Below are 26,200 nucleotides of genomic sequence, written 5' to 3' on the forward strand. Positions count from 1 at the left end.
TTTAATTTTTTATGATAAAAACAAATAGTTATTGCACCAGACTAAATAAAAATTCTTCTAGGTTGGTATAGCCGTCGCCATTACGATCATCATTGCCATCACCAGAATCATTGGGATTTAATCCTTGTTCCAATTCCCATGCATCTGCCATGCCATCACCATCGGTATCATAATTTGCCGGCCTCTTTATAGAGTTTAAACTAGGAAAACCACCTACACTTGATTCATTTGTAATAAAATTGCCTGCAGAATTTTCATAATTCGAGAGTATTCTTTTATCAACGGGGTCATCAAAGAGCATTCCATTTGAAGTGTAGTTGGCACCAATATGTCCTAGTAATTTAGCATCAAGATCACTCGCAGGTGTTGGGGAATATAGAGATGACATTGTTGGACTTGATTGGTTCCAAGATTCCCAATTTGTACTCATTTCACCGTAAGGTGTTCCCTCTGTAATCCCACCAGATTGATGAATAACACCGTCATCGGCATCACCAGTCGGATTTTCGACATTGTTTCTTGCATAATAATAATTAAACGTGGCAGGCGCAGATTTTACTTTGAATTTATTATTTATCGCATCAAACTTTCCAATACCATAGGGTATCGTAACGCCTCTTTTATAATTGTATATAATGTTATTGTTAAATTCAAATGAGGAACCATCTCCATAACTATGCTCGGGATTCCTATCCCCGGTGTTGGCAAATAAATTATTCAGCATGGAGAGATTCTTGACATTTCTCCCTACCAAAACTGCATAAGCATTTAAAGATTCTGAAATGATGCAATTCTGAATCGTCACATTAGAGACTGGATTACCTGACTGACCTTCTATTCCAATATTTTCATCCTGTGACCAAGACAAAGAACAATGATCTATTATAATATTACTTGCATCATCGCCATTATGAGGTGTAATGGAAATACAATCAGGTGAATCTTGCCCATTATTGGAACCTGGCCTTATTCTTAAATGCCGCATGATAACATTACCATTTCTAATAGTTATGCCATAGTTCGCAATGGTAATACCGCTCCCCGGAGCTGTTTCACCTGCTATCGTTAACCTATTTTCACTACTCCCTTTAGAATATAATGGAAAAGTATAGATTCTACTTTCAAGATTTATTTGTCCAGAGATGTCAAAAACAATGGTTCTAGCACCATCCACATCTTCCATACCTTTTCTTAAACTTCCAGGACCATCATCATTTAAATTAGTTACATGGTACACGATTCCACCTCTACCCCCAGTAGCATTTTTCCCAAAACCTTCAGCACCTGGAAAAGCTTTTAATTGACCCATAAATGTTTTGTCTGGATCTTCGGTCACAGTTACTGTAACATTACCTGTTTCCGTACTGACGGTCTCATCTTCATTTACTACTTCAGTAGTGTAAGTAAATGTGTCCACAACCTCCACTACTTCGTTATTGGTGGTGTCAGAAACTTGTTCAATTACCTCTGAATCTGGCGTATAAGTTATCGTGTTATTGTCATTTATTGCTACAGTTCCATTTGAAGGTGAAGAAGTCTCTGTAATATTAACTTCTTCTTCATTCTCAAAGGTATCATTGGCCAAAACATCTAGAGTAACATTGCTAGTTGCTGACATGAAATAAGTATCATCTATTATTAATAGGCCAATATCCGAAGTATCCATATTTTCTGAGGTGACATAATCCGTCAACAAATCAGAATCTTTTGAACAGGAATAATGGAAAATTAGAATAAAACAAAGTGACAGGACTTGTAGGGGAATCTTGCTGTTAATTTTCATGGGGATTGTATAATTAAGTAAAATGATAAACGATTTGGATTTAACAAAACTATTTAAAATATAATTTACATCGTTGAAATAGATCTGATTTTCGATGAATTACAATATTTGCGTAAAAAAAAGTGTTGTTCATCGATGAATGTTTAAATGAATTTGAAAATTCATGATAAAACAAGCACTAAAAATAATCATCGGCATAAATACGTAGTTCAACCTATTTTTGGATTATTTCATCTAGGCTTTATTCTTTTTTTAAGAATAAATTCGATGAACGGTCACTTTTATACCTAAATCTCAAGATTTGTTGCATATTATTGGGGACTGGTCCAAATAAAAAATTGTTATTTTTATTTGGATGAAACAAGATTTGAATTGTTTTATCATCAAAAAGTGGTTTTGACGTAAGTCTAAGTGCGTTTCGTATGTTATTGATTATAATCTTGAAACTCGGATTGATTTTAATTTACGGACGCATAAATAAAGAAGTAACTACTTTATATAAAAAAATATTTATGTTTAATGAATATTATCTATATATCCTTTAAATTTTGATTTTTTTCTTTTTTGTTAAGATTATAAGTATAAAAGAATAAAATAAATCCTTTAGTGATTGTTACCAATGTAGTCGCAAAGGCTATTCCTAGTATTCCGTATTGCATCATAAGAAGGTAATCTAAGACAATATTAAGAATGAGTGCGCCAAAAGAAAGGTAGGCCATAAAGGCATTTTTATTGATACTGGTCAAGAAATTAACTAAGATCATTCCCGAAACGGTAAATGGTGCATAAATCAAAAATATTTTTTGAATATGGGAAACTAGGATAGTATCATCAGAAGTAAATTCTTTACGCTGAAAAAAGAGCTCTACCAGAAAATCAGTCATTAGGATACCGACTAGAGCACAAATACTTGCCCCAATAAACATGAACTTGAACATTTTAAAAACGGTAGAGAAAGTCTGTCGTCTATTTTCCATTGCCATTTTAGAAAAATACGGGACCAGTACGTTGGTTAGGGCTACTAACAAGAGACTAACCAGAAAGGCAGGCATTTTTGTACCATAGTTGATTGCCGCAATAGATCCTACAGCCAATTGTGCGGCAAAATATTGATCTACCACACTGTTCATTCCGGTCAGAAAGCCAGATGAAACTTTAGCAGGTACTTGGGCAAACATTAGCCTAGCATTAGTGTTGGAAAAATCAGGAAAGTCCAGACGTATGATTTTCCTTTGAATACTAATCCATAATAAAAATAGAAATGTAAGCGTGGAACCTATTAAGGTTCCGATTGCTAGAACCATATTGCCCAATAAGTCATCCAAGAGAAATATGCACAAGATTATTGCAGCTGGGACGAAAATACTTGAATAGGATGTCAATTTGAACTCCTCGTCAATATTTAAAAGTCCGCCCAAAAGAGACGAGAACCCCCACAGAAAAATACAGGGCATTAAATAATAAAATTGCATTTTTATTTGGGAATAATATTCATATGAATGACCGGGAAATACCAATTCCAAGTAGACATCGGTAAATAAAATTGCAAAAATCATAAAGACTAGAGATACTAGACCGGTAATAAAGAATCCCATAGCTTGAAAAGATGCAATGCTATTGCCTGTTTTGAGCTCGGCAATATAATTGGGTATAAATACACTTTTAAAGGCACCGATAAAAACATTGGAAATAAAGGCGGGCACTAAAGAGGCAATAAAAAATGTATCCAATACTTCAGATAAACCAAAATTTGCTGCAATTATCGATTCTTTAAAAAACCCTATGCCTTTTAAAAACAGAGTAATCGTGGCTACAGTTAAAATATTCTGTATTACCCGCTTTTGAAAAAGATTTTTTAAATCAAGTTCTGTAAGCCTATTTTTTATCAATCCCCACATATTTTCTGCTTAAATGAGATAATAATTTGGTGGTAGCTACCAAAATAAAGCTTGTTAATAGTACATTCATCAATCTATTTTCTTGGGCAATTCAAGAACTTAAGATATGCCATTATAATCTACCATCAACAGTGTCTCCCAAAATTCCTTTGGTATCATAAACAACTGCATTTTCATTGAGTAGTTTAGAGATATCTAATTTTAGATATTCTTTGTGGGATACGGTAAGTACCACTGCATCGAATGTTGAGCTAGGGGGGTTATTTGAAACTTCAAGGCCGTACTCGTTGGCCACCTCTTCTTTTGATGCCCAAGGATCGTAAATATGAACCATTGTTCCGTAACTTGCGAGATTATTAATAACATCTACGGCCTTGGTATTACGTACATCCGGACAATTTTCCTTAAAAGTAATACCCAATACCAATATGTTACTTCCCTTAATCTTTATATCTTTTTGCACCATAAGTTTAATAACTTCTGAAGCTACATATTTACCCATGGTATCATTCATACGTCGACCTGCCAAAATAATTTCAGGATGATAACCAAACTCTTGTGCTTTTTGGGCCAAATAATAGGGGTCCACACCAATACAGTGACCACCTACCAACCCAGGTTTAAAGGGTAAAAAGTTCCATTTGGTGCCCGCAGCCTCCAATACTTGGTGAGTGTCAATACCCATTAAATTGAAAATTTTGGCCAACTCATTTACAAAAGCAATGTTTATGTCTCGCTGGGAGTTTTCAATTACTTTAGCGGCTTCGGCTACTTTAATGGATGGTGCCAAATGGGTTCCTGCCGTAATTACCGAGGCATATAATGCGTCTACTTTTTTACCCACCTCGGGGGTTGACCCTGAAGTGACTTTTAATATTTTTTCTACGGTATGTTCTTTATCGCCTGGATTGATACGTTCAGGTGAATATCCCGCGAAGAAGTCAGAATTGAAACTGAGCCCGCTCGTTTTTTCAAGAACGGGAATACATTCTTCTTCGGTAACACCAGGATAGACTGTAGATTCATAAATTACTGTATCTCCTTTTTTGAGAACTTTCCCCACTGTTTCACTTGCCCTGTACAAAGGAGTTAAAATGGGACGGTTCGTACTGTCCACTGGAGTTGGTACCGTAACGATGTAATAATTGCAATCTTCTATATCACCCAATTGGTTGGTACAAAATAATCCGGCATCCATTTTGGACGTTTTTGAAAGTACATTTCTCAGAGTAGCATCATCCACTTCTAAGGTACTATCATGCCCGTTCATTAGTTCTTGTACCCTTCCTTCATTAATGTCAAATCCTATTGTGGGGTATTTTGTACCAAATAATCGAGCCAAGGGCAGCCCAACATAACCTAAACCAATAATGGCTATTTTAATATTATTCATTTTTATTGAATAGTTTAATATAAAACTGTTTTTACTTTTATATAGTGGGTTAGGGGTGATTTCTCACCTTAAATGTTTCCAATACCAATCCACTGCCTCTTTTAATCCTGCCTTGATATCAAACTTAGGGTCATACCCCAATAGTTTTTTGGCCTTATCAATAGAGGCCAAAGAATGAGGAACATCTCCCTGGCGTGTAGCACCATGTACAACGGATATATTTTTTATGTTCTCATCAAAAACACTTAGATAATTCTTTAGCAGACCAATAAGTTCATTTAAATCAGTACGTTCTCCAAATGCTACATTATAGACTGTATTAACAGCTTCAATATTTGTAACAAGCATGGATCTAATATTCATTTCAACGACATTATCTATATAGGTAAAGTCCCTGGAATAACTCCCGTCACCATTAATAACAGGTGATTCATGTTTCATCAGTTGCATAACAAATTTAGGGATTACTGCTGCATACGCCCCATTGGGGTCCTGTCTGCGGCCAAAAACATTGAAATATCGTAACCCAATTGTTTCCAGGCCGAAAGACTTACTAAAAATATCGGCATATAGTTCATTTACGTATTTTGTAATAGCGTAAGGAGACAGTGGTTTGCCGATGACCTCCTCAACTTTGGGCATGTTTTTTGAATCTCCGTAGGTTGAAGAACTTGCAGCGTAAATAAAACGTTTTACATTGGCGTCACGCGCCGCAACCAACATGTTTAAAAATCCAGAAACGTTAACATCATTACTCGTAATTGGGTCATTGATAGATCTTGGAACAGACCCTAGGGCAGCTTGATGTAATACATAGTCAACACTGGAACATGCCTCTTGACAGTCCTTTATATTTCGAATATCACCTTCAATCAACCTAAACTTTTTATCAGAAATCAAATGGTCTAAGTTCTCTCTTTTTCCTGTGGAAAAATTGTCCAAACAGGTAACCCTGTTTTTATTTGAAAGAAGTACCTCACATAAGTTTGACCCAATAAATCCAGCTCCTCCTGTAACTAATATGTGGTGGTTTGAATCTAACTTTAGACTTGAAATATCCATAAATTATTAAAATTTTAGTGGTTAAAGATCTATAAAAGAAATGGAATTCAATATTATTTTGTTTTAACCTCTCATTAATTCCGTTGAAATGATAACCAAGATTGATCGAACTCTTTAGTTAGTTCAAACTAGTTGAATTGAAAAAGATTATTATTAAAGAGAAAATGCCATAAAAGCACATAATATCCGGACCAATTTTTTCAACAAGATTTTCAGCTAGACCCTTCAAGATTTTCCAATAACTACAATTTATACCTTGTGATAATTTTTGTACCAAATTACAAATTCTTTGACACCTTTTTCTATTGGTGTATTGGGACTATAGTTATAATCTCGCACTAGATCTTCGACATTAGCCCATGTTTTACCTACATCCCCGGGTTGCATTGGAAGCATTTCTTTTTTAGCGTTAATTCCTAGACTTTGTTCGATTTCTTCAATAAAATCCATTAATCGGACAGATTTATTATTACCAATATTGTATATTTTATATAAGTCTGAGATAGTTTTTCTATTTGAAGTATCTCCTTCTATAATTAGGGTAACTCCTTGAACAATATCATCGATATAGGTGAAATCCCGTTCCATTTTACCATGGTTAAAAACCTTTATTGGCTTTCCATTGACTATAGCATCTGTAAAAAGAAACATGGCCATATCAGGTCTACCCCAAGGCCCATATACAGTAAAGAAGCGAAGTCCTGTTGTTGGGAACCCATACAAATGACTATAGGTATGGGCCATTAATTCATTACTTTTTTTAGTAGCAGCATATAAACTTATAGGGTTATCGACTGCATCTGTAGTTTCAAATGGCACTTTTTCATTGAGGCCATAGACACTAGAACTACTGGCATAGACCAGATGTTTGATGTCATTGTGCCTGCAATTTTCCAATATATTAAGAAACCCAACCATATTACTATCCATATAGGCTTCTGGATTTTCCAAGCTGTATCGAACTCCCGCCTGAGCTGCTAGATTACACACCACATCAAAGCATTCTTTTTTGAACAGGTTTGGTAAATTTTCTCGATCTTCCAATCCTAAGCGGACAAAATAAAAATCTTTCAAAATTGTACTGGCTGTCATGTTATTATATGGTTCACTGGACGTCCGAGAAATACCTAGCTCCTTTAGACGGGCATATTTAAGATTTACATCGTAATAATCATTAATGTTGTCCAATCCCACTACATAATGTCCATTTGCCACAAGGGCCTTAGATAAATAGAAGCCAATAAAACCAGCTGCCCCAGTTATAAGCACTCTCATGATTCTCCTATTTTATAGTATTTAAAGCCTATTTCTTCCATTTGTGATTTATCCATAAGTCTTCTTCCATCAAAAACAAATGCAGGTTTTAGCATTTTTGAATACAAAGACTTCCAGTTATAAGTCTTAAATTCATCCCATTCAGTTAGTATCGCAATGGCATGAGCTTCTTCAACAGCCTTTATTGGGTCATAAGTTACTGTGAGTAATTTCCTGTTTTCTTCTGGGCTACGCGTGTCAAGATAATCTAAATCTGCATATATGCGTTCCGCAGGGACTTTTGGGTCATAAACAACAATTTCTGCTTTCTCATCTAATAGGGCATCCGCAATATAAATGGCCGCAGATTCCCTGGTGTCATTAGTATCCTTTTTAAATGCCCATCCGTAAAATACTATTTTTTTACCCGAAACAGTATTGTACAAGGTTGATACAATATTATCGGCAAACCTTTTTTTCTGATAATCGTTCATTAGTATTACCTGTTCCCAATAATCTGCTACTTCATTTAAACCAAAACTTCTGGCTATATATACTAAATTTAAAATATCTTTTTGAAAACAAGAACCACCAAAACCAACAGAAGAGTTCAAGAATTTGGAACCAATACGACTATCATAACCAATTGCACGAGCAACCTCAGCAATATTGGCATCTGTTTTTTCACAAAGCGCTGAAATTGAGTTTATTGATGAAACTCTTTGTGCAAGAAATGCATTTGCAACAAGTTTGGACAGTTCAGAGGACCAGACATTGGTTTGAAGTACCCGGTCTTTTGGCAACCAGTTTAAATAGACGGCACTAAGGGCATCTTTGGCTGCTTGTCCTGATGGAGTGTCATCACCACCTATCAAAACTCGATCAGCATTCAACAAATCATCTATAGCTGTTCCTTCAGCTAAAAACTCAGGATTTGAAAGTATTTCAAAATTAACACCATTACCTGTATTTTGTAAAATACTTTTAATAGCACTAGCGGTTCTTACTGGTAGTGTTGATTTTTCAACAACTATTTTATCGTCCTTAGCTACTTTAGCTATGTTTCTAGCACACAATTCTATGTATTTGAGATCAGCAGCTTGACCTTTACCCTTGCCATAAGTTTTTGTAGGGGTGTTCACTGAAATAAAGATCAATTGGGACTCGTCAATTGCTTTGTCCACATCTGTAGAGAAAAATAGGTTCTTACCTCGTGTGTCACGAACAATTTCTTTCAAACCTGGCTCGTATATGGGTAAATTATCTAAGTTGGAATCATTCCATTGATCAATTCTTACTTGGTTAATATCGACTACTGTTACCTGGATATTTGGACACTGGTTGGCGATTACCGACATTGTTGGGCCGCCAACGTAACCAGCACCTATACAGCATATTTTTGTGATTTTGTGCATTACTTATTTTGTTAATTATGGTTGCAAAGATTATTAAATAACTTGATAATTCGACTATTATTGTCGTTAAAAGGCCTTATATTATAGGTGGTGTGTTTAATTGTTAATGTATTTGTTGAAATTGAAACTTGTGGTAAAGTAAAAAAGGTCTTTAACCGATGAATTTGAAGTATTAAACGAAATATCAGTAAGAATTGACTTTGGTAAGGCAAACTATGGCTATTTTTGATTTTCATGAACTTAACTAATTGTATAAACTGTGCAGACACAAACTAAAATTTGGCTTTCATCACCCCATATGGGAGGCAAGGAACAAACATATGTCAATGAGGCTTTTCAGACCAATTGGGTTGCACCTTTAGGTCCAAATGTTGATAAGTTTGAAGAAGCTATACAGTCTTATCTTAATAATAATGTACACGTTGCTGCTTTAAGTACAGGAACTAGTGCTATTCATTTAGCACTTGAATTATTAGGGGTTGGAAAAGATGATGAAGTAATATGTCAGAGTTTTACTTTTTCTGCTTCAGCAAACCCTATCATGTATCTTGGAGCGACACCTATTTTTGTGGATAGTGAAAGAGATACTTGGAACATAGCTCCCGAGTTAGTTGAAAAAGCGATAACAGATAAAATTGCCCAAGGTAAAAAACCCAAAGCAATTGTAGCTGTTCACTTATATGGTATGCCTTATAAGATTAATGAATTGGCACAAATCTCAATGAAATATGATATTCCGATTGTTGAGGACAGTGCTGAAGCTTTTGGGAGTACATACCATGGTATAAATTGTGGTAGTTTTGGAGATTTTGGTATCTTATCTTTTAATGGAAATAAAATAATTACAACTTCTGGAGGGGGTGCCTTAGTTTGTCATAGTATTGAACTAAAGCATAAGGCTGTCCATTTAGCCACTCAAGCAAGGGAGGATGCACCTCATTACCAACATTCCATGGTTGGTTATAATTATAGGATGAGTAATGTCTTGGCAGGCATAGGCCGTGGTCAAATGGAAGTTCTTGATGATCGGGTTGGTGCAAGAAGAAGCAACTTTGAGTTTTATTATAAAAAATTAAATCATTTAATGGATATAGAATTTTTACAGGAACCTGATGGTTTTTTTTCCAATAGATGGTTAACTTGCATACTAACAAGCTCTTTTGAGTTGAGGGAAAAGATTCGTAAGGCATTATTACTTGATGATGTTGAGACGAGACCATTGTGGAAACCTATGCATATGCAACCTGTATTTGAAAAATATCCAAATTACACTGATGGAACGTCAGAAGATTTATTTGACCGTGGTCTATGTTTACCTAGTGGATCAAATTTGTCAATTGATGATTTAGAACGAATAACGACCCTAATCTTAAAAGAAATAACCAAATGATTAAAAATTATTTAGTCAATAATGCGCATAGATATGCGTCAAAATGGTTGGTTTTGGCCATTGACGTTGTAATTGTAACTATATCTTTCATTCTTTCATATTTTATTAGGTTTAACTTAACCTTGAATTTTGATATTGAGAGATTATTGGTTCAAATACCCATAGTATCCTTGATTGCCCTTATTGCATTTCTACTTACAAATTCTTACAAAGGAGTTGTAAGACATACTGGCCTAAGAGACGTCTATAGAATTTTTAACGCAATTTGTTTATCGAGTATCATAACCATTTTTATGATAATTGTTAATAGGCAGTTCAGTATTATCGAAGAATTCACTATTCCTTTAGGGATTATTATTATTCACAGTTTAATTGGATTTATTGCCCTTACAGCATCAAGATATGTCTTTAAATCCATGTACTTTAACCTTGTTAAGCAGTTCAAGATTACAAAGAATGTGATTATATATGGAGCTGGCGAATCAGGAATTCTTACATATGATGCGTTGACAAACCAAACAAGTAGTAATGCTAGAGTGGTTGGCTATATTGATGATGATGAGAAAAAGGTAGGTAAAAGTATTAATGGTGTTGCGGTCTTTGGTAAAGAAATATTATCGGATTATTTTTTAAATAAAAGAGATATTTCAGAAATAATCGTTTCTATTAATAATGTTGACCAAAGCAAACTCAGAGAGCTCGTTGAGAGTTTAGTAGACTTTTCGGTTCTAGTTAAAATAGTTCCCCCTGTTGAAAAATGGATCAATGGTGAATTAAAGGTTTCTCAAATAAAACAAGTGCAAATTGAGGATTTACTGAATCGTATTCCAATTGATATTAAAAAATCAAAAGTTTCAGAAGAGCTAAAAGATCAAGTGATAATGGTGACTGGTGGTGCTGGATCTATTGGGAGTGAGATAGTTCGTCAGATAGCAAATTATGAGTATAAATCATTAATAATAATTGACCAAGCAGAATCTCCGCTATATGACCTTCAGCAAGAGTTGAAGCAGAATGGCTTCCATAATTTTATTCCTTTGGTTGGAGACATTAGGGATAAGAATAGAATGAATACCTATTTTCAAGAGTACAAACCGACGATGGTTTTCCATGCTGCGGCTTATAAACATGTTCCCTTAATGGAATATAATTATTATGAAGCGATAAAGGTAAATATAGCTGGAACAAAGATGCTAGTTGATTTATCGTTAAAGCATAAAGTTGATAAATTTGTGTTTGTTTCTACCGATAAGGCGGTAAATCCCACGAATGTGATGGGTGCGACCAAGCGTATTGCTGAAATGTATATAAGTAGTATGCAACAAGAAAACAAAACTCGATTCATTACAACCCGTTTTGGAAATGTGTTAGGCTCGAATGGCTCTGTAATTCCTTTATTTAAAAAACAAATTGAAAAAGGTGGGCCATTGACCGTGACCCATAAAGATATTACCAGATATTTTATGACTATTCCTGAAGCTTCTCAATTAGTGTTGGAAGCCGCGGCAATGGGTCGAGGTGGAGAAATATTTATTTTTGACATGGGCAAATCCGTTAAAATATTTGATTTGGCAAAAAACATGATAAAGCTTTCGGGCCTTAAATACCCTGATGATATTGACATTAAGATTACTGGTTTGAGGCCAGGTGAAAAGCTATATGAAGAGCTTTTGGCAGATGGTGAAAATACATTACCGACCTATCATAAAAAAATAATGATTGGTAAAACACGTGAATTGGATTACGCTCATGTTCGCTCTAAAATTGATGAACTTTGTATTTCCAATATGTTTTTCAATACGAATACGGTTCGTCTTATGAAGGAGATTGTTCCTGAATATGTCTCTAATAATTCCAAATATGAACAATTGGATGAAAAACAGGAACAAAGAAATTCCAAAAAAGGATTTTTGAAAGTTTTACAATCCTAATTTTCTTATTTTCGTCAAAAATCAAACCATTTATGTCAGTAAAAGTTCAAAAATCTTGTCAGAGTTTATTTTTTTGTACAGTTTTAATGCTATTATTAGGGTCCTGTGCATCAAAGAAAGAGGTTGTTTATTTTCAAAATACAGGGGACTTTGAGACCATAGTCGATGAAAATAGTTTTACACCTAAATTTAAAGTAGACGATTTAGTGAGTATACATATTTCTACTTTGGATAATCTGGCAAGCACGCCGTTTAATCTATTTAGAGGTTCTTCAGAGGGCGGTTTTAGAGCTGAGCAGGTAGATTACTTGATTGACAAAGGAGGCGAGATTGATTTCCCCGTTTTAGGTAAACTTAAGATTGCAGGTCTATCTCCTGAGGAATTAAGAGTGCTTTTACGCAAAGAATTGTCAGATTATTTGAAAGACCCCATAATCAACATAAGACTTAGGAATTTTACAGTAACTATTTTAGGCGAAGTAAATAGACCTGGAACGTATGCCGTTAATGGAGAACGGATTACAATTTTGGAAGCTTTAGGGTTGGCAAGTGATTTAACCATAAAGGGAATGAGAGAAAATGTAATGGTCATTCGCGATTTTGATGGTACCAAAGTGTACACTAGGATTGATTTAACGAATAAAAGCGCCATGAGTTCTCCAGTTTACTACTTGACTCAGAATGATGTAGTTTATGTTGAGCCAAATCAATCAGCCGTTTCTTCTTCCAGTTTGGATAACAGAGCGACAATAGCTATTTCAATCGCCTCCATTTTAATAACTTCGACAATTATTCTAATAACAAGAAATTAAAAGTAAAAAAGCAAGTCTTTACCCTAAATAAAAAGCTATGGATTTGTCCGAAAATACGGCTGAACTAAAACAGTATATATTACTATTTGCTAAGCATTGGAAATGGTTTATGCTATCTGCTGTTGTTGCATTGTTAATGGCTTACGCAAAAATGCGCTACACCATACCCGAATATGCGGTAAGTTCGCAAATACAGATTGTACAGGAAAAAAACTCTACCAGCGAACTCAGCGTGTTTAGGGAATTGGATGTGTTTTCAGGTGGCTCCACAGAAGTTGAGGATGAAATTCAAATACTGAGATCACGAGCAAATTTCATAGATGTAGTGAAAGAATTAGGACTTAATACCGAGATTCGCGCCCTGGGAAAGGTCATTGATTCCGAAGTCTATAAGAATGCCCCGTTTAATATTAATGTAATTGCACCAGACTCGGTCATCAATAATGCTAAGTTCAGTTTTTTTATTGAATTTTCAACTGATACTGCTTTTAGGTTTTATAAAGATGAAGATAAGCCGAAAAAATTACACACTTTCGGCAAAGCAGTATCCTCTACGATAGGAGATATTGTTATTACTCCCAATGTTAAAAAGCCCGAAGCACTGGCAGGAAAGCGTTATATGGTGCAGATTAATCCTGTAATAAAAGTTGCCAGGGCCTATAAGAATGCTGTTGCTATTGGTGTGGCATCTGAATTTTCTAATATTTTAGATATTTCAATGACAAGCCCAATAACCCAAAAGGCTAGAGATATCATAGATAAACTCGTAGAAGTATATAATAGAAATGGGATTGAAGAAAAAAGACGTATTGCCGATAAAACCTCCGAGTTTATTGATAATCGCATCCAGCTTATTTCTGGTGCTTTAAGTTCTGTTGATAAAGATGCCCAAGAGATGCTTACCGAAAAGGGAATTACAGGATCAGGGTTAGAATTAGGTGCTGCGGTACAAGTAAGTGCCAGTAGTAGACAAAGTTTGGAAAATGCCAAGGTGCAATTGCAGATGGTTACTGGAATGAAGGATTACATTGACCAAGAAACCAGTTTTGAGGAAATGCCCGTAGTGGATCTTGGAAGTGGTGCAATCTCCCAAGCCACGACACAATACAATCAATTGATAGCTGAACGTAAACGATTGTTGCAAAGTGCCGACGAGAAGAACCCGATGATCGTTAGTTTAGATCAGCAGCTTAATGGTTTAAGATCTACAATGGAGTCTAGTTTAATTGCCTTGGAGCGTAATGTTGGCATGAACGTAAGTACACTTCAAAATCAAATGGGTCGAATTCAAGGTACCATATACTCGGCCCCTGAAAACCAACGTGAATTAAGGAACATAACACGCAAGCAGGAGACCACAGAATCTCTATACCTTTATTTACTTCAGAAAAGGGAAGAATCACAAATTTCGTTTGCCTCTGCTGCTCCTAAGTCGAATATAGTGGATAAGGCTTATGTATCAAGTTCTACGCCTGTTAAGCCAAGAAAAAGTATAATGTACCTAGCTGCCTTAATTTTGGGGCTGGCAGTACCTTTTGGTGTTATTTATATAAATCACCTGTTAGATACCAAAATAAACAACAAACACACGTTAGAGAATATCGTAAACGATGTACCAGTTTTAGGAGAGTTGCCTAGATTAGGAAAAAAGGATGAGAAAGTTATTATAAAGGACGATCGTTCTGTATTAGCAGAATCACTAAGAATTTTACGAACAAATTTGGATTATCTTTTAAAGACAAAAAAACCCGTAAATGGGAAGAAAAATAATAAAATATTTATAACCTCTGGTACGCCCGGAGAAGGTAAAACATTTATGTCAACAAACTTAGCAATGAGTTTGGCAAGTACTAATAAAAAAGTAATGTTGATAGGTGCAGACATTAGAAACCCCAAGTTTTACACTTATTTCACTGGAGATTCAGTTGATAAAATGAAAAGACCACAAAGAAATAAAGATGCAGGTTTGACGGAGTTTCTATTTAATGATTCCATTGAAGTAAAGGATATTATCAATCCGATGCTTGTACATTCCAATAGTATTGATGTTATTTATTCGGGGAAGATACCACCGAATCCGTCAGAATTATTGATGAGTGTTAGAATGGAGGAGCTCTTCTCAAAAGTTTCAGAACTTTATGATTATGTCATTGTAGATACTGCTCCTTTAATGGTTGTTAGTGACACCTTATTGATTAGCCAATTCGCTGACTGTATTATTTATGTGACCAGAGCTGGAGTTACTGAGAAAAAATCCACTGAGTTCCCGTTAAAGCTACTTAAAGAGGGTAAAATTAAAAACGTATCTTTTGTGGTCAACGATGTAAACTTAGATAACCTGGGGTATGGCGGCAAATATGGATATGGTTATGGAACAACTACTAAAAAATGGTGGAAATTTTAGTATCTGTTGATAAGTATTAATTTATCTGGGCCTCAAAGAAAATAGGCGAGTGTAGATACCCAGGAACTACTGTAGGCTAAAGTGTTTATCTCCTCTTGAAATAGAGGAATTCTCGACATTATCACTACAATATATCTCTGTCAGCAATAGCAACAAGTAATTCATATTGACCACCGTTAAATAATAAGCGTACTGACCAAATAGAAAGGCTTACAATCTAATCAAAAGTAACAACATGGCAACCAAAATATACTAGAATCAAATTATATATAAGCGATTATTGTTTTAGACAAGTAGCTTTAAGGTAAGCAGGTATCTCATTAATTTTTAAGAGCAACTTTTCCTCCAACAAAGTTATCATAATTAAGATTCCATAAGTGAATTTAGTCAACACTTAGGTGGTATAGGTAAATCAAATTACACATATATATATCAGATATTCAAGGACTTGAATATTTTTAATAATTGAAATCAGATATTGAAAAATAACAAGTATTGCAAAATAAAATTTATTGATAATAATAGTGTGATGCATTACGTTATTTTGTTATTAATCTAAATTGAGTTAATGAAAACTGTAATGATTCTAGGGGGCACTAAAGGTGTCGGGAAAGAAATACTGCTGACATGTTTAAATAAAGGGTATAACGTGTCTTTTTGTGGTAGAACTCCTAGTGAGGGAAATGAAATCATTCAATTATCGCCGTTTAAAAATAAGCTTTATTTTCATAAACTAGACTTAAATAGTATTAAGGGAATAGAAGAATTCTGTAAACAAACTTTAAATAAATTTGGAAAAATAGATGCATTGATTTTGTATGCAGGAATAACACCTGTTTCATCTATTCTTGATACTGAAGAAGACATTTACGATAGCGTTTTCAATATCAACCTTAAAGCTCCATTTTTTTTAGTAAAACACGTATTAAAGTCCATGATGAAATCTAAAGTAGGTTCTATCATTTTCTTTGGATCCCCTCATATGGATTATGGTGATATTGATAGAGCTCCATATGCCCTAACTAAAAATACCCTTTATGCGCTGTCCAACCATATTGCTCATCATTATGCTAAATATGGAATCAGATCAAATTATTTGGTAATGGGTTGGACTAATACTGAAGGAGAACTCCAATTAAGAGCTGATGAAGGTGTTAGTGAAGAAGAATTGAATAGTATTGCAAGTAATATTATTCCTATGGGGCGATTATTGAATAAATTTGATCCAATACCAGCAGTAATGTATTTAATTTCTGATGAATCTGCCATGACAACTGGCTCGTTAATGAGAATTACAGGAGGACATTACATTTAATTAATACGGCCATATGAACCCTTCCCTTATTTTTCACCTCAATTCGGAACTTTTAGAGGGGCCTGTTTTTGACCACGAAGAAAACCTCCTTTATTTTGTGTCTATTTTGGATCACTTGGTCTTTTGTTACAATCCATCCACAGAGGAGATTTTGAGCGTGAAATTGGATTCTCCCGTTAGTTGTATTTTCTTGTTGGATAGGAAAAAAATCATGGCCGCCTCTAAAAACGGTTTTTTCGAAGTAGATTTCAATACATTGCAAAAACAGTTTTCCTTCCAAATGGATATAGCAAATTCAGTCAGATATAATGATGGAATCAAAGACCCCAAAGGAAGACTTATCATTGGAACGATGGGATTTCCCGAGGTCAAGAATAACATAGGAAAAGTCTTTTCGTATTCAGAAGGGAAATACAAGGTTATAATCGAGAACACAACCATCTCCAATGGTCTGGCATTTTCACAAGATGGCTTCAGCCTTTACTTTATTGATACACCTACGAAGAAAGTGGCCAAATATGCCTATGATAAAGAAACTGGAGAGGTGTCATTTGAGTCTTACGTGATCGAGTTTAATGGAGAGGGAAGTCCTGATGGCATGTGCATGGATCATGAGGGAATGTTATGGATTGCAGAATGGGGAGGAGGACGTGTATCTCGATGGAACCCTAAAAATGGCCAAAAAATGGATGAACGAAAATTGCCATGCCCAAACGTGACATCCTGCTGTTTTGACAATCATTTAAACCTATACATAACAACTGCAAAGTCTTTTGGTAAAGATGATATGTACGGAGGCGGACTTTTTTATATTAAATTAAATTAACGGTGATTATGAATGAAGTTAGCATCAGTGTTATTGTCCCAGTATATAAGATAGAAGCTTATCTTTCAAAATGCATTGATAGCATCTTAGATCAATCCTTTTCTGACTTTGAACTGATTTTGGTCGACAATGGAAGCCCTGACAATTGCCCCCTGATTTGCGACGAATATGCCAAAAAAGACGACCGGGTAAAAGTGATTCACAAAGAGCATGGAGAACTTTTGAGTGGTAGAAAAGAAGGGCTTAGGAACTCCAAGGGGAAGTATGTTGCTTATATTGATGGTGATGATTGGGTCGATAAATTTTATCTCGACATTTTATTTAAACTTGCCGAAGTTAACAATTCTGACCTAGTTGTGACTGGGCATTTCAGGGAATTCGAGGGAAAAATTGAAACAGTAAGGCCTACATATACTGGTGTTTTTGGGGAAGATGAAATTAAAAATTCGATACTTCCGAAAGCAATGTTTAATGGCGCCTTTTGCGAACACGAAATAGCTACCTATGTGTGGAGTAAGCTGTTCAAAAGGGAGTTGCTCAATGAAATATTGTATGAAGTTCCCAGTGAAATTGTAATGGGTGAAGATGCCGCTATCACTTATACCTATTTGTCTATTTCAAAAAAACTTACGATAAGTAGAATACCATTATATTACTATAGGCAACGACATGATTCCATCTTAAAATCTATTAAGAACACAAAAATAGAGTTCTACAGATTGGGGCTGCTAAAAGATTTTCTGGAAATAAAATTAAGTCCTTTTCTAACTAAAAAGAACTTAAACACACAGATACTATATTACCTTTATTCCTTAATCTTGGTTAGATCTGGAGGAATAATCCATGATGCCTCGGGAACTATTATTTTCAATCCTTTTTTAAAAACAAAAAAGAACTCAAAAGTTGTTGTTTACAGTTCAGGTTCTTTTGGGCAGCATCTTTTATCGTCGAATAGCAAAAGCAATTTTTTTCAAATTGTCAAATGGATAGATATTGATTTCCATGAAATGAATATTGCCGACAATTTTGTTAGGCCTCATAGTTCTATTGTCAATACTGAGTTTGACTTTTTAATAATTGCCACAATCAATCCATCTGCTTTTAACTCGATCAAGGAGGAATTGATGCTTATGGGAATTGATAGTAAAAAAATTGTGCAAATCAATACGGATGAAAAAGAAATTTGGCGATTGATGGGACAATTGGGTTTTGACAACTAATTAAGGCAGTAGTCCATTCTTGGATATTTTTATAGAGTCACTGAACAAAAGAACAATCAACAGTAATGGAGCGAGGGTAACTAAACTAAATTGTTTGGTCCAAGGTAAGTGAAAGGCCCTGATCAAGGGTGTAATTAGGTTTCCAGCCCCAAGAGGTAAGTAAGTCAGGAACAGCTTTTGCTTCCATAATTTCGTTTTTACGATAAGGTAATTTTCCAAATCGAAGTTCAGTTTCGGTATTTTTGGATACGGCCTTGAGAGTTTCGAGAAAATAGCGTAGCGTTTGGGATGAACCCGTGCCCAAATCTGTTCGAGTATAAGGCTTTTGTAAACCATCAGACCGGTTTAAAGCCAATTCAATAGCAGCCACCACATCGGCCACATAAATAAAGTCTCTCTTTTGTTCACCAGGGGTCAAATCTATAAAAGGGGTTCTTCCTTTAATGGCTTTTACCATTTGGCTGACAAACTTAGCTTCAGAATCCCCAGGCCCAAACGGGTGGTACAGGGTAAAATCGATTACTTTACAAGTATTGGCTTTATTGGCTATAAGTTGAAGCCATTCTGAACATTGCTTTTTAGAAAGCGCGTAATCTTGCAAATAATTATAACCTTTGCCTTGGGTGATAAAACTACCAATATTAATGAATACTTTGGAATTATATGTTTGTGACAGTTCTAGCAAATGTAATGGTAAATCAACATTTACGTTTAGTAAACTGGGTACAGATTCACCAGTTCTTCCATATTTAGTTGCGGTGTGAACAATTCCAATAGGTCGGTATCGCTCAAAAACCTTGTTTAATGGCTCATGGGTACTACATAGTGTTATCTGCCCAACGTTTAACCTTTTAAGGTTTTGAGGGTTTCTCACTAAACCAACAATATCATAGGTTTTGGCCAATTGATGGACTAAGTGGTGGCCCAAAAAGCCATCGGCTCCAGTAATAATAATGGTTTGCTTCATCATATATTAATCAATGATGAAGAAATTCATCTATTTGCTTTAGGCAAAGTTCTAAGGCGTCTTGACCCTCGGAAAAACCTTTGTACCAATCAACTAATTGTAATACGGTTTTTTCCATCCCCCACTTAGGTTGCCACCCCAATTCTTGTATTGTCCTAGAAATATCCAATCGTAACAAACCCGCTTCATGAAAAGTGTCATTGCCTTCGATTCTATATGAAACTGAATTTCCCCAAGCCTTACAAACTATTTCAATAAGGGATTCAACCGTTCTAATATTGTCATTGTCTGGGCCGAAATTATAACTCGATGCCAATTTTTTGCTCGTTGACAATTGCCAAATGAGGTGCAAGTATCCACCAATACAATCAAGAACATGTTGCCAAGGTCTCACCGCTTTTGGGCTTCTTATCACTACTTGCTCCCCGGATTGGATAGATTTAATGAAATCGGGAACCAACCTATTTGCGGCCCAATCTCCTCCACCAATAACATTTCCGGCTCTTGCTGTAGCCAAAATGGTGTTGGAATCAGTAAAAAAAGAATCGCGATAAGCTTGGGTAACCAATTCAGAACAAGCCTTACTGTTGGAATAGGGGTCATGCCCCCCCAAAGAATCTGTTTCGCGATACCCCCAAAGCCATTCGTTGTTTTTGTATACTTTATCTGTGGTAATATTAAGACAAACAGCTACATTGGGCAATTGACGAACCGTCTCAAGAACATTCACTGTTCCCATCACATTTGTCCCATAGGTATATACAGGATTTTTATATGATTCGATAACCAGTGGCTGAGCAGCCATATGAATCACTATTTCGGGATCAGCATTTCTCATTGCCTCTTTTAAAGCAGAAAAATCCTGTATGTCCCCAATATGAGAACACATTTTTTTATCCAAACCAGCATAATCGAATAAGTTTTGTTTTTGGTCGGGAGAAAGTGCATAACCTGTTACTTCAGCTCCAAGGGCTTTAAGCAAAAGAGTTATCCATGAACCTTTAAAACCTGTATGTCCGGTCAAAAAAACCCTTTTCCCCTTAAAAAAATCATCATATACTACCATGTTTTCCATTTCGCTGTATTGTTGGTCCACATTTCCTCTAGTTGATTTTTATCTCTAAGCGTGTCCATAGGCTTCCAAAAACCTGTGTGTTTAAATGCAAAGAGCTCTTTGTCCTCTGCCATTTTTTCCAACGGGTCCCTTTCAAAAACAGTAGAATCCCCATCTAAATAATCAAAAACCTTGGGGTCACAAACAAAAAAACCACCATTGATCCAAGCTCCATCTCCCTTAGGTTTTTCTAAAAACTGACTAATACGGTTTCCTTTCATTTTAAGTGCACCAAATCTTCCGTCAGGCTGCACAGAGGTCATAGTGATACAACCAGAATGACTTCGATGGTACTCCTCTAAGGCCTTAATATTTACATCAGATACTCCATCACCATAGGTAAGCATAAATGGTTCATCTCCAACAAAATCACGAGCTCTGAGTATCCGCCCACCGGTCATACTATGCAATCCAGTATCTAAAAGAGTAATCTTCCAAGGTTCTGATTTATTGTTATGAAAGGTAATTTTATTTTCTGCCAAATCCATAGTAACATCGGATTGGTGCAGAAAGTAATTGGCGAAAAACTCTTTGACCACATATCCCTTGTACCCCAATAAGATTGTAAATTCATTAAAGCCGTGATGAGAGTACATTTTCATAATATGCCATAAAATTGGTTTTCCTCCAATTTCTATCATGGGCTTTGGCTTAAGATGTGTTTCTTCAGAAATCCGTGTTCCAAGCCCACCGGCCAATAATAAAACTTTCATTTTGTAGAAGTAAAATTAAACGTTAATTCAAAGGTTAATCTTTGCATAATATCTAACTTATAAAAATCTATGTTATTGCATGTCCAATGCAAACTTACCTACTTTTTATAACAGTTCAACCTTTCACCTTATTTTTTTAAAAAAAGTTTTGTGGGTACATTATATACTTCAGTATGAACTGTACGCAATCCGTTGTTTATGGCCAATTTTTTGACATTTAGACGTTTGCCGGTCAAAAGAATAGGTGACAAACCGCAGGTAAAAAATCCGCCATAGCCCCGCAACTCAGGATTCTCAGGCTTTTTTGAAAATCAAACTTTCGGATAGTTGTGCTACTGCACTAATAAATTTATAAGTATAAGCATTGAGAAAAAAGCTGTATTCTATAAATATGACTTAAACAATAAGTATCTTTGTTTAAAAGCACGACCATTGTACTGGAAGATTTTTCAGACTACAACTTTGGTTTAAGTTTTTTTTTTGTTTAAAAACCCTATCATTTTAAGTTGACAATAAATTAATCAAGATAATCTATGCAAAAAAAACTAATAATACTTGGTGGAAATCCTGAAACGGGGGTTTTGGTAGATACTGCAGAGTCCATGGGAGTATATACTATTGTTATCGACCCTAATCCCAATGCTCCTGCAAAAAAAAGTGCTTCAGAAACCTATGACATAGATGGTTTTGATATAGATAAAATTGTAAGTATTGCCAAAGAAAGAAAAGTAGATGGGGTTTTAGTAGGAGTTGCTGACATCCTAGTAAAATCGTATTGGGAAATTTGTGAGAAACTTGATTTTCCTTGTTATGCTACTGAGAAAGCAGTTGAAGCATTTTGTAGTAAAGATGGTTTTAAGAGGGCTTGTCTTCAATTTGATATTCAAGATATACCTGGAATCTATCTAGATAGAGAATCAGACATAACCAAGCCTAATATTATTGATTACCCATTGATGATTAAACCCGTGGATAGTGGTGGTGGAGTGGGAATGAGTATATGTAGAAATGATTCAGACTACGAGGAATCAGTTAAAACAGCGTTGAATTTCTCTAAGAAAGGGGTTGTATTGGTAGAAAAATATATGGACTGCGATGATATGGCGGTCTATTATACTTTTAAAGATGGAATACCTTATCTATCGGCAACTTATGATCGGATTACCACCAAAGATCAGGGCGATGTTAGTCCGGTTTGCATTGGGGCTGTTTACCCTTCAAAACACACAGAACAATTTGAAAATTATGTTCATCCTAAATTATGTTCTTTTTTTGATGGGTTGGGATTAAAAAATGGTATTCTGAACATGCAATTTTTTGTAGAAAAGAATAAATTTTATGCCTATGACCCAGGATTTAGATTGCAGGGGGAAGCCCCACATATTCACCTTGCCCATATAAATGGGTTTGATCATCGAAAAATGTTGGTGAATTTTGCTTTAACGGGTACTTTTGGTGAGGCTGATTTTTCACAAAAAAACGACCCCAGATTTAAAGGCAAATCTGCATGTACAATTTGGGTGCTTCTGACCGATGGTAAAATTGGGTCTATAAAAGGTTTGGATGATTTAAAATCAGATAAAAAAATTGCTTATGTACTTGATAGGTTTAAAACTGGAGATGTTGTAACACCGGATATGCTAGGAACTGAAAGACAGGTTTTTGCAAGAATTTATATTGAAGGAAACTCTACATCAGAGTTAAGTCAAAAGATTGATGAAATAAAGCATAATTTAATAATTCATGATGACGAGGGGAAAGATATGATTTTATACTGGGTTGACCCTTCAATAATAAACAACTAATTTTTATTTATAGAAAAAATGAACCAAATGAATGATTCAAACACTGCTCATAAGGTTGCTGTAATAACTGGCGGTTCCCGTAGTATTGGTTTAGCAATTGCAAAGAGATTTTATGAATCTGGGATGAAAGTTGCCATTTTAAGTGTTGGAGAAGGTAGTGCGAAAAAAGCTGCCGAAAGTATTGATAAGTCAGGCACCGGAGCTTTGGGTTTGCAGTGCGATGTTTCAGATGAATCTTCTGTGGAACTTGCTTTAGAAAAAATTAACTCTTTGTTTGGGAGAATAGATATTTTAGTTAATAGTGCTGGAATTTTGGATATGAGTAGTATTGAAGAAATGACAACTGAGCATTGGGATAAGGTATTGTCAACAAATTTAAGAGGAACATTTACTACCATACAAAAATCTATTAAGTATCTAGAGAAAAGTAAATTTCCTAGAATAATAAACATCTCGTCAAATTCAGGACGTATGGGCGGTTTTGAAAATGGAATGGCTTATAGTGCTTCAAAAGGAGGGATAATTGCTCTGACATATGGGCTTGCTAGAAAATTAGCTCCAAAGGGAATAACAGTGAATTGTATTGCACCTGGGACAATTGAAGGAGATATGTCAGCACAACGAAGTCAGGAGACTTTGAACAATTTACTTAAACGCTTTCCAATAGGTAGATTTGGAACACCTGAAGAAGTTGCCGCTGCTGCTTTATACTATGCTGGTGACGATTCTGGGTTCACTACAGGTTCGGTTTTAGATGTCAACGGAGGATTATTTATGGGATAACTTAAAATACATTTATGACATCAAACATTTTAGACAAGTTTAATTTAAAAGGAAAAAAAGCAATCGTAGTTGGTGGTGCAGGGGATCTTGGAAAGGCAATGGTAGAGGCAATCGCGCAAGCAGGAGCGCAAACTGTGGTTATTGACTTAGATGATAGAGTTTTTGAAATTTGCGAAGATTTTCAAAATAATGATCTTAATGTAAGTCCATTAAAGGCAGATGTTAGCAAGATTGAAGAGATTAAAAAATCATACAATTCGGCTCTTGATATATTGGGTGGAGAATTGGATATTCTGATTAATTCTGCTGGTATTCAAAGAAGGTATCCAAGTGAAAATTTTCCTGAAGACGTATGGAATGAAGTTATTTCAATCAACTTAGACGCTACATTCTATTATTGTAAATATGCAGGTAATACTATGCTAAAAAAAGGGAGTGGTAAAATCATAAATATAGCATCAATAATGAGTGTTTTAGGTGGTATTACAATACCAGCTTATGCAGCGTCAAAAGGAGGTGTGGCTCAATTGACAAAAGCTCTTTCAAACGATTGGGCAGCAAAAGGAATTTGTGTTAATGCAATTGGACCTGGCTACATGGATACTCAGCTAAATGTTGCATTGATAAATGATAAGAAAAGGACGGAAGAAGTTTTCAATAGAGTTCCAATGAAAAGATGGGGCAATGGTGAAGATTTAAAAGGGTTGGCAGTTTTTTTATCATCTTCAGCTAGTGATTATATTACTGGATGTCTTATACCGGTAGATGGCGGTTATTTGGCTAGATGATTAAGTTTTAAATCAGGGATTGTTTACAGTATTTGACTACACGTATTTTTTAAATGTGGTCATAATATTAAAAGCTGTATTTCATCTTGTAAAATGGCAATAAAAACTGTTTTATTTGTTGTTATTGTTGGATTCAATAATTTTACTGGGATTATTACGTTAAAGAGTGAATTCAGATGTCAAAATATCACTTGTACAAGTGAGTGATATTTTTATGTCAGCATAGTTTTTTCGGCGTTCATATTCAAAAAGTACCCTAAGAAGTCAATCAAAAAAAGCAATGAAGTTAAGCGTTATCATTCCTTTATTTAATAAAGAAAAATATATTGAACGTTGCTTGAATAGTCTTCTTGCCCAAGATATCTCACCGATTGAATACGAAATAATAATTATTGATGATGGATCAAAGGATTCCGGCGCACAAATTGTCCAAGGATATGTTGAAAAACATCCTAACATTTGTTTGAATAGCCAATCTAATCAAGGCCCAAGTATTGCACGTAACCGTTGTTTAGAAGTAGCTAAAGGTGATTATATTTATTTTCTCGATGCAGATGATTTGCTTACTGCAAATGTTTTAGGTTGTCTTTTGGAATTGTGCGAACAAAACAATCTTGAAATATTGCAATTCAATAGTAAAGAAATAGAAAATGAAGCATTAAGTGATTTACCAGTTAATTCATCGGAAGAACCTCAACAATTAGCTTGTCCAGTAACGGACGGTATGTCATATATATCTGAAAATAATTTCAGAAATGAAGTCTGGAGATATTTAATCAAGAGAAGTTTTTTATTGAATTCAGGAATTAAGTTTATAGATGATATGAGGGCCTATGAAGATTTGATTTTTACCACAAGTGTCTTTTTAAAATCGACTAGAATTTCTAGGGTTGAACTTGATGCACATAGGTATGTTAAGGTTGCTGGGTCGATTGTCACAAGTAAGAGTTATAAAAAGAACTTAGTATTCATTAATAATCAGGAGAAAGCGGTTGAAGAACTTAAAGGATTGATTGAAAACCTCAATAATTCGCATAAAAAACACCTTGATGTCGTAAAAAAATTGAAAGCTAAACAGCAGGCAGTTGTTTTTGCTTTATTGATTCGGGTCATTAAATATCGACTTCTAAATCATGAGGATCTAAGTTTGATATTAGATAAAATGAATAAGTTAGGAGGCTACCCCATAGATAGAAAGATTGGGGCAATGGGTGATGGTGGTCTAATTTTTAACAGAATTATTGTACCACTTTTTAATACTAAGAATTTGCTTTTACTAGGAACAGGTATTTTGAGGCTTATTCCACGTAGTTAGAATAATATTATA

The 26,200-nt window shown here is 35.1% G+C and carries 20 protein-coding genes; 11 read left to right on the forward strand and 9 right to left on the reverse strand.

Going from position 1 to position 26,200, the window contains the following annotated elements; genetic code table 11:
- Positions 1–28: 28 nt before the first annotated feature.
- The 6 genes from FB2170_RS11070 to FB2170_RS11095 form a co-directional block, all read right to left on the reverse strand.
- Positions 29–1,783, reverse strand: a complete 1,755-nt coding sequence (locus tag FB2170_RS11070; RefSeq protein WP_013306644.1) for an Ig-like domain-containing protein — start codon at positions 1,781–1,783, stop codon at positions 29–31.
- 530 nt (positions 1,784–2,313) lie between these two features.
- Positions 2,314–3,681 (reverse strand): murein biosynthesis integral membrane protein MurJ, encoded by a 1,368-nt coding sequence (gene murJ, locus FB2170_RS11075; RefSeq protein ID WP_013306645.1) that lies wholly within the window; start codon positions 3,679–3,681, stop codon positions 2,314–2,316.
- Positions 3,682–3,793: 112 nt separating this feature from the next.
- Entirely contained in the window at positions 3,794–5,074 is a 1,281-nt protein-coding gene (locus FB2170_RS11080) for a nucleotide sugar dehydrogenase (RefSeq protein ID WP_013306646.1), read from the reverse strand.
- Positions 5,075–5,137: 63 nt separating this feature from the next.
- Positions 5,138–6,136 carry an SDR family oxidoreductase gene (locus FB2170_RS11085; RefSeq protein WP_013306647.1) on the reverse strand — a complete coding sequence of 333 codons (999 nt, stop codon included), beginning with the start codon at positions 6,134–6,136 and terminating at the stop codon, positions 5,138–5,140.
- Between the two features lie 249 nt (positions 6,137–6,385).
- Positions 6,386–7,411 carry an NAD-dependent epimerase gene (locus FB2170_RS11090; RefSeq protein WP_013306648.1) on the reverse strand — a complete coding sequence of 342 codons (1,026 nt, stop codon included), beginning with the start codon at positions 7,409–7,411 and terminating at the stop codon, positions 6,386–6,388.
- Entirely contained in the window at positions 7,408–8,805 is a 1,398-nt protein-coding gene (locus FB2170_RS11095; RefSeq protein ID WP_013306649.1) for a nucleotide sugar dehydrogenase, read from the reverse strand. Before FB2170_RS11095 ends, FB2170_RS11090 begins: the two co-directional genes overlap by 4 nt.
- A gap of 259 nt (positions 8,806–9,064) precedes the next feature.
- On the opposite strand from FB2170_RS11095, the gene FB2170_RS11100 reads away from it, so the two are divergent.
- From FB2170_RS11100 to FB2170_RS11130, 7 genes are all read left to right on the forward strand, one after another.
- Positions 9,065–10,195, forward strand: a complete 1,131-nt coding sequence (locus tag FB2170_RS11100; protein ID WP_316927687.1) for a DegT/DnrJ/EryC1/StrS family aminotransferase — start codon at positions 9,065–9,067, stop codon at positions 10,193–10,195.
- A complete protein-coding gene (locus FB2170_RS11105) occupies positions 10,192–12,126 on the forward strand; it encodes a nucleoside-diphosphate sugar epimerase/dehydratase (RefSeq protein ID WP_013306651.1) in 1,935 nt (644 codons plus the stop codon). Before FB2170_RS11100 ends, FB2170_RS11105 begins: the two co-directional genes overlap by 4 nt.
- 32 nt (positions 12,127–12,158) lie before the next feature.
- The gene (locus tag FB2170_RS11110) at positions 12,159–12,938 is read left to right on the forward strand and encodes a polysaccharide biosynthesis/export family protein (protein WP_148232096.1); all 780 of its coding nucleotides are present in this window, start codon (positions 12,159–12,161) and stop codon (positions 12,936–12,938) included.
- 37 nt (positions 12,939–12,975) lie between these two features.
- Positions 12,976–15,342: a GumC family protein gene (locus tag FB2170_RS11115; protein WP_013306653.1), complete on the forward strand. Its 2,367-nt coding sequence runs from the start codon at positions 12,976–12,978 to the stop codon at positions 15,340–15,342.
- 568 nt (positions 15,343–15,910) lie between these two features.
- Positions 15,911–16,657 carry an SDR family NAD(P)-dependent oxidoreductase gene (locus tag FB2170_RS11120; RefSeq protein WP_013306654.1) on the forward strand — a complete coding sequence of 249 codons (747 nt, stop codon included), beginning with the start codon at positions 15,911–15,913 and terminating at the stop codon, positions 16,655–16,657.
- A 13-nt stretch (positions 16,658–16,670) separates the two neighbouring features.
- A complete protein-coding gene (locus FB2170_RS11125) occupies positions 16,671–17,483 on the forward strand; it encodes an SMP-30/gluconolactonase/LRE family protein (protein ID WP_013306655.1) in 813 nt (270 codons plus the stop codon).
- Between the two features lie 8 nt (positions 17,484–17,491).
- Positions 17,492–18,703, forward strand: a complete 1,212-nt coding sequence (locus FB2170_RS11130) for a glycosyltransferase family 2 protein (protein WP_013306656.1) — start codon at positions 17,492–17,494, stop codon at positions 18,701–18,703.
- Between the two features lie 85 nt (positions 18,704–18,788).
- Here FB2170_RS11130 and FB2170_RS11135 read toward each other — a convergent pair whose 3' ends face one another.
- From FB2170_RS11135 to rfbF, 3 genes are read right to left on the reverse strand one after another with little or no spacing between them, the layout of a single operon-like run.
- Positions 18,789–19,673 carry an NAD-dependent epimerase/dehydratase family protein gene (locus FB2170_RS11135; RefSeq protein WP_013306657.1) on the reverse strand — a complete coding sequence of 295 codons (885 nt, stop codon included), beginning with the start codon at positions 19,671–19,673 and terminating at the stop codon, positions 18,789–18,791.
- Positions 19,674–19,680: 7 nt separating this feature from the next.
- Positions 19,681–20,745, reverse strand: coding sequence for a CDP-glucose 4,6-dehydratase (gene rfbG, locus FB2170_RS11140; RefSeq protein WP_013306658.1), 1,065 nt, complete (start codon positions 20,743–20,745; stop codon positions 19,681–19,683).
- Positions 20,730–21,497: a glucose-1-phosphate cytidylyltransferase gene (gene rfbF / locus FB2170_RS11145; protein ID WP_013306659.1), complete on the reverse strand. Its 768-nt coding sequence runs from the start codon at positions 21,495–21,497 to the stop codon at positions 20,730–20,732. Before rfbF ends, rfbG begins: the two co-directional genes overlap by 16 nt.
- 533 nt (positions 21,498–22,030) lie before the next feature.
- Here rfbF and FB2170_RS11150 point away from each other — a divergent pair.
- The 4 genes from FB2170_RS11150 (at position 22,031) to FB2170_RS11165 (ending at position 26,188) form a co-directional block, all read left to right on the forward strand.
- A complete protein-coding gene (locus tag FB2170_RS11150; RefSeq protein ID WP_013306660.1) occupies positions 22,031–23,302 on the forward strand; it encodes a carbamoyl-phosphate-synthetase in 1,272 nt (423 codons plus the stop codon).
- Between the two features lie 27 nt (positions 23,303–23,329).
- Positions 23,330–24,085, forward strand: a complete 756-nt coding sequence (locus FB2170_RS11155) for an SDR family NAD(P)-dependent oxidoreductase (protein WP_041633181.1) — start codon at positions 23,330–23,332, stop codon at positions 24,083–24,085.
- Between the two features lie 14 nt (positions 24,086–24,099).
- A complete protein-coding gene (locus FB2170_RS11160; protein ID WP_013306662.1) occupies positions 24,100–24,873 on the forward strand; it encodes an SDR family oxidoreductase in 774 nt (257 codons plus the stop codon).
- 280 nt (positions 24,874–25,153) lie between these two features.
- Positions 25,154–26,188, forward strand: coding sequence for a glycosyltransferase (locus tag FB2170_RS11165; protein ID WP_013306663.1), 1,035 nt, complete (start codon positions 25,154–25,156; stop codon positions 26,186–26,188).
- Positions 26,189–26,200: the final 12 nt, after the last annotated feature.

Source organism: Maribacter sp. HTCC2170, from assembly GCF_000153165.2.
Lineage (GTDB): Bacteria > Bacteroidota > Bacteroidia > Flavobacteriales > Flavobacteriaceae > Maribacter_A.

Coding starts and splice junctions, on each gene's coding strand:
- FB2170_RS11080 (WP_013306646.1), bottom strand. CDS start 5,074: ATGAATAATATTAAAATAGCCATTATTGGTTTAGGTTATGTTGGGCTG.
- FB2170_RS11085 (WP_013306647.1), bottom strand. CDS start 6,136: ATGGATATTTCAAGTCTAAAGTTAGATTCAAACCACCACATATTAGTT.
- FB2170_RS11070 (WP_013306644.1), bottom strand. CDS start 1,783: ATGAAAATTAACAGCAAGATTCCCCTACAAGTCCTGTCACTTTGTTTT.
- FB2170_RS11095 (WP_013306649.1), bottom strand. CDS start 8,805: ATGCACAAAATCACAAAAATATGCTGTATAGGTGCTGGTTACGTTGGC.
- FB2170_RS11125 (WP_013306655.1), top strand. CDS start 16,671: ATGAACCCTTCCCTTATTTTTCACCTCAATTCGGAACTTTTAGAGGGG.
- FB2170_RS11135 (WP_013306657.1), bottom strand. CDS start 19,673: ATGATGAAGCAAACCATTATTATTACTGGAGCCGATGGCTTTTTGGGC.
- rfbF (WP_013306659.1), bottom strand. CDS start 21,497: ATGAAAGTTTTATTATTGGCCGGTGGGCTTGGAACACGGATTTCTGAA.
- FB2170_RS11155 (WP_041633181.1), top strand. CDS start 23,330: ATGAATGATTCAAACACTGCTCATAAGGTTGCTGTAATAACTGGCGGT.
- murJ (WP_013306645.1), bottom strand. CDS start 3,681: ATGTGGGGATTGATAAAAAATAGGCTTACAGAACTTGATTTAAAAAAT.
- FB2170_RS11160 (WP_013306662.1), top strand. CDS start 24,100: ATGACATCAAACATTTTAGACAAGTTTAATTTAAAAGGAAAAAAAGCA.
- FB2170_RS11130 (WP_013306656.1), top strand. CDS start 17,492: ATGAATGAAGTTAGCATCAGTGTTATTGTCCCAGTATATAAGATAGAA.
- FB2170_RS11105 (WP_013306651.1), top strand. CDS start 10,192: ATGATTAAAAATTATTTAGTCAATAATGCGCATAGATATGCGTCAAAA.
- FB2170_RS11150 (WP_013306660.1), top strand. CDS start 22,031: ATGCAAAAAAAACTAATAATACTTGGTGGAAATCCTGAAACGGGGGTT.
- FB2170_RS11110 (WP_148232096.1), top strand. CDS start 12,159: ATGTCAGTAAAAGTTCAAAAATCTTGTCAGAGTTTATTTTTTTGTACA.
- rfbG (WP_013306658.1), bottom strand. CDS start 20,745: ATGGAAAACATGGTAGTATATGATGATTTTTTTAAGGGGAAAAGGGTT.
- FB2170_RS11090 (WP_013306648.1), bottom strand. CDS start 7,411: ATGAGAGTGCTTATAACTGGGGCAGCTGGTTTTATTGGCTTCTATTTA.
- FB2170_RS11120 (WP_013306654.1), top strand. CDS start 15,911: ATGAAAACTGTAATGATTCTAGGGGGCACTAAAGGTGTCGGGAAAGAA.
- FB2170_RS11165 (WP_013306663.1), top strand. CDS start 25,154: ATGAAGTTAAGCGTTATCATTCCTTTATTTAATAAAGAAAAATATATT.
- FB2170_RS11115 (WP_013306653.1), top strand. CDS start 12,976: ATGGATTTGTCCGAAAATACGGCTGAACTAAAACAGTATATATTACTA.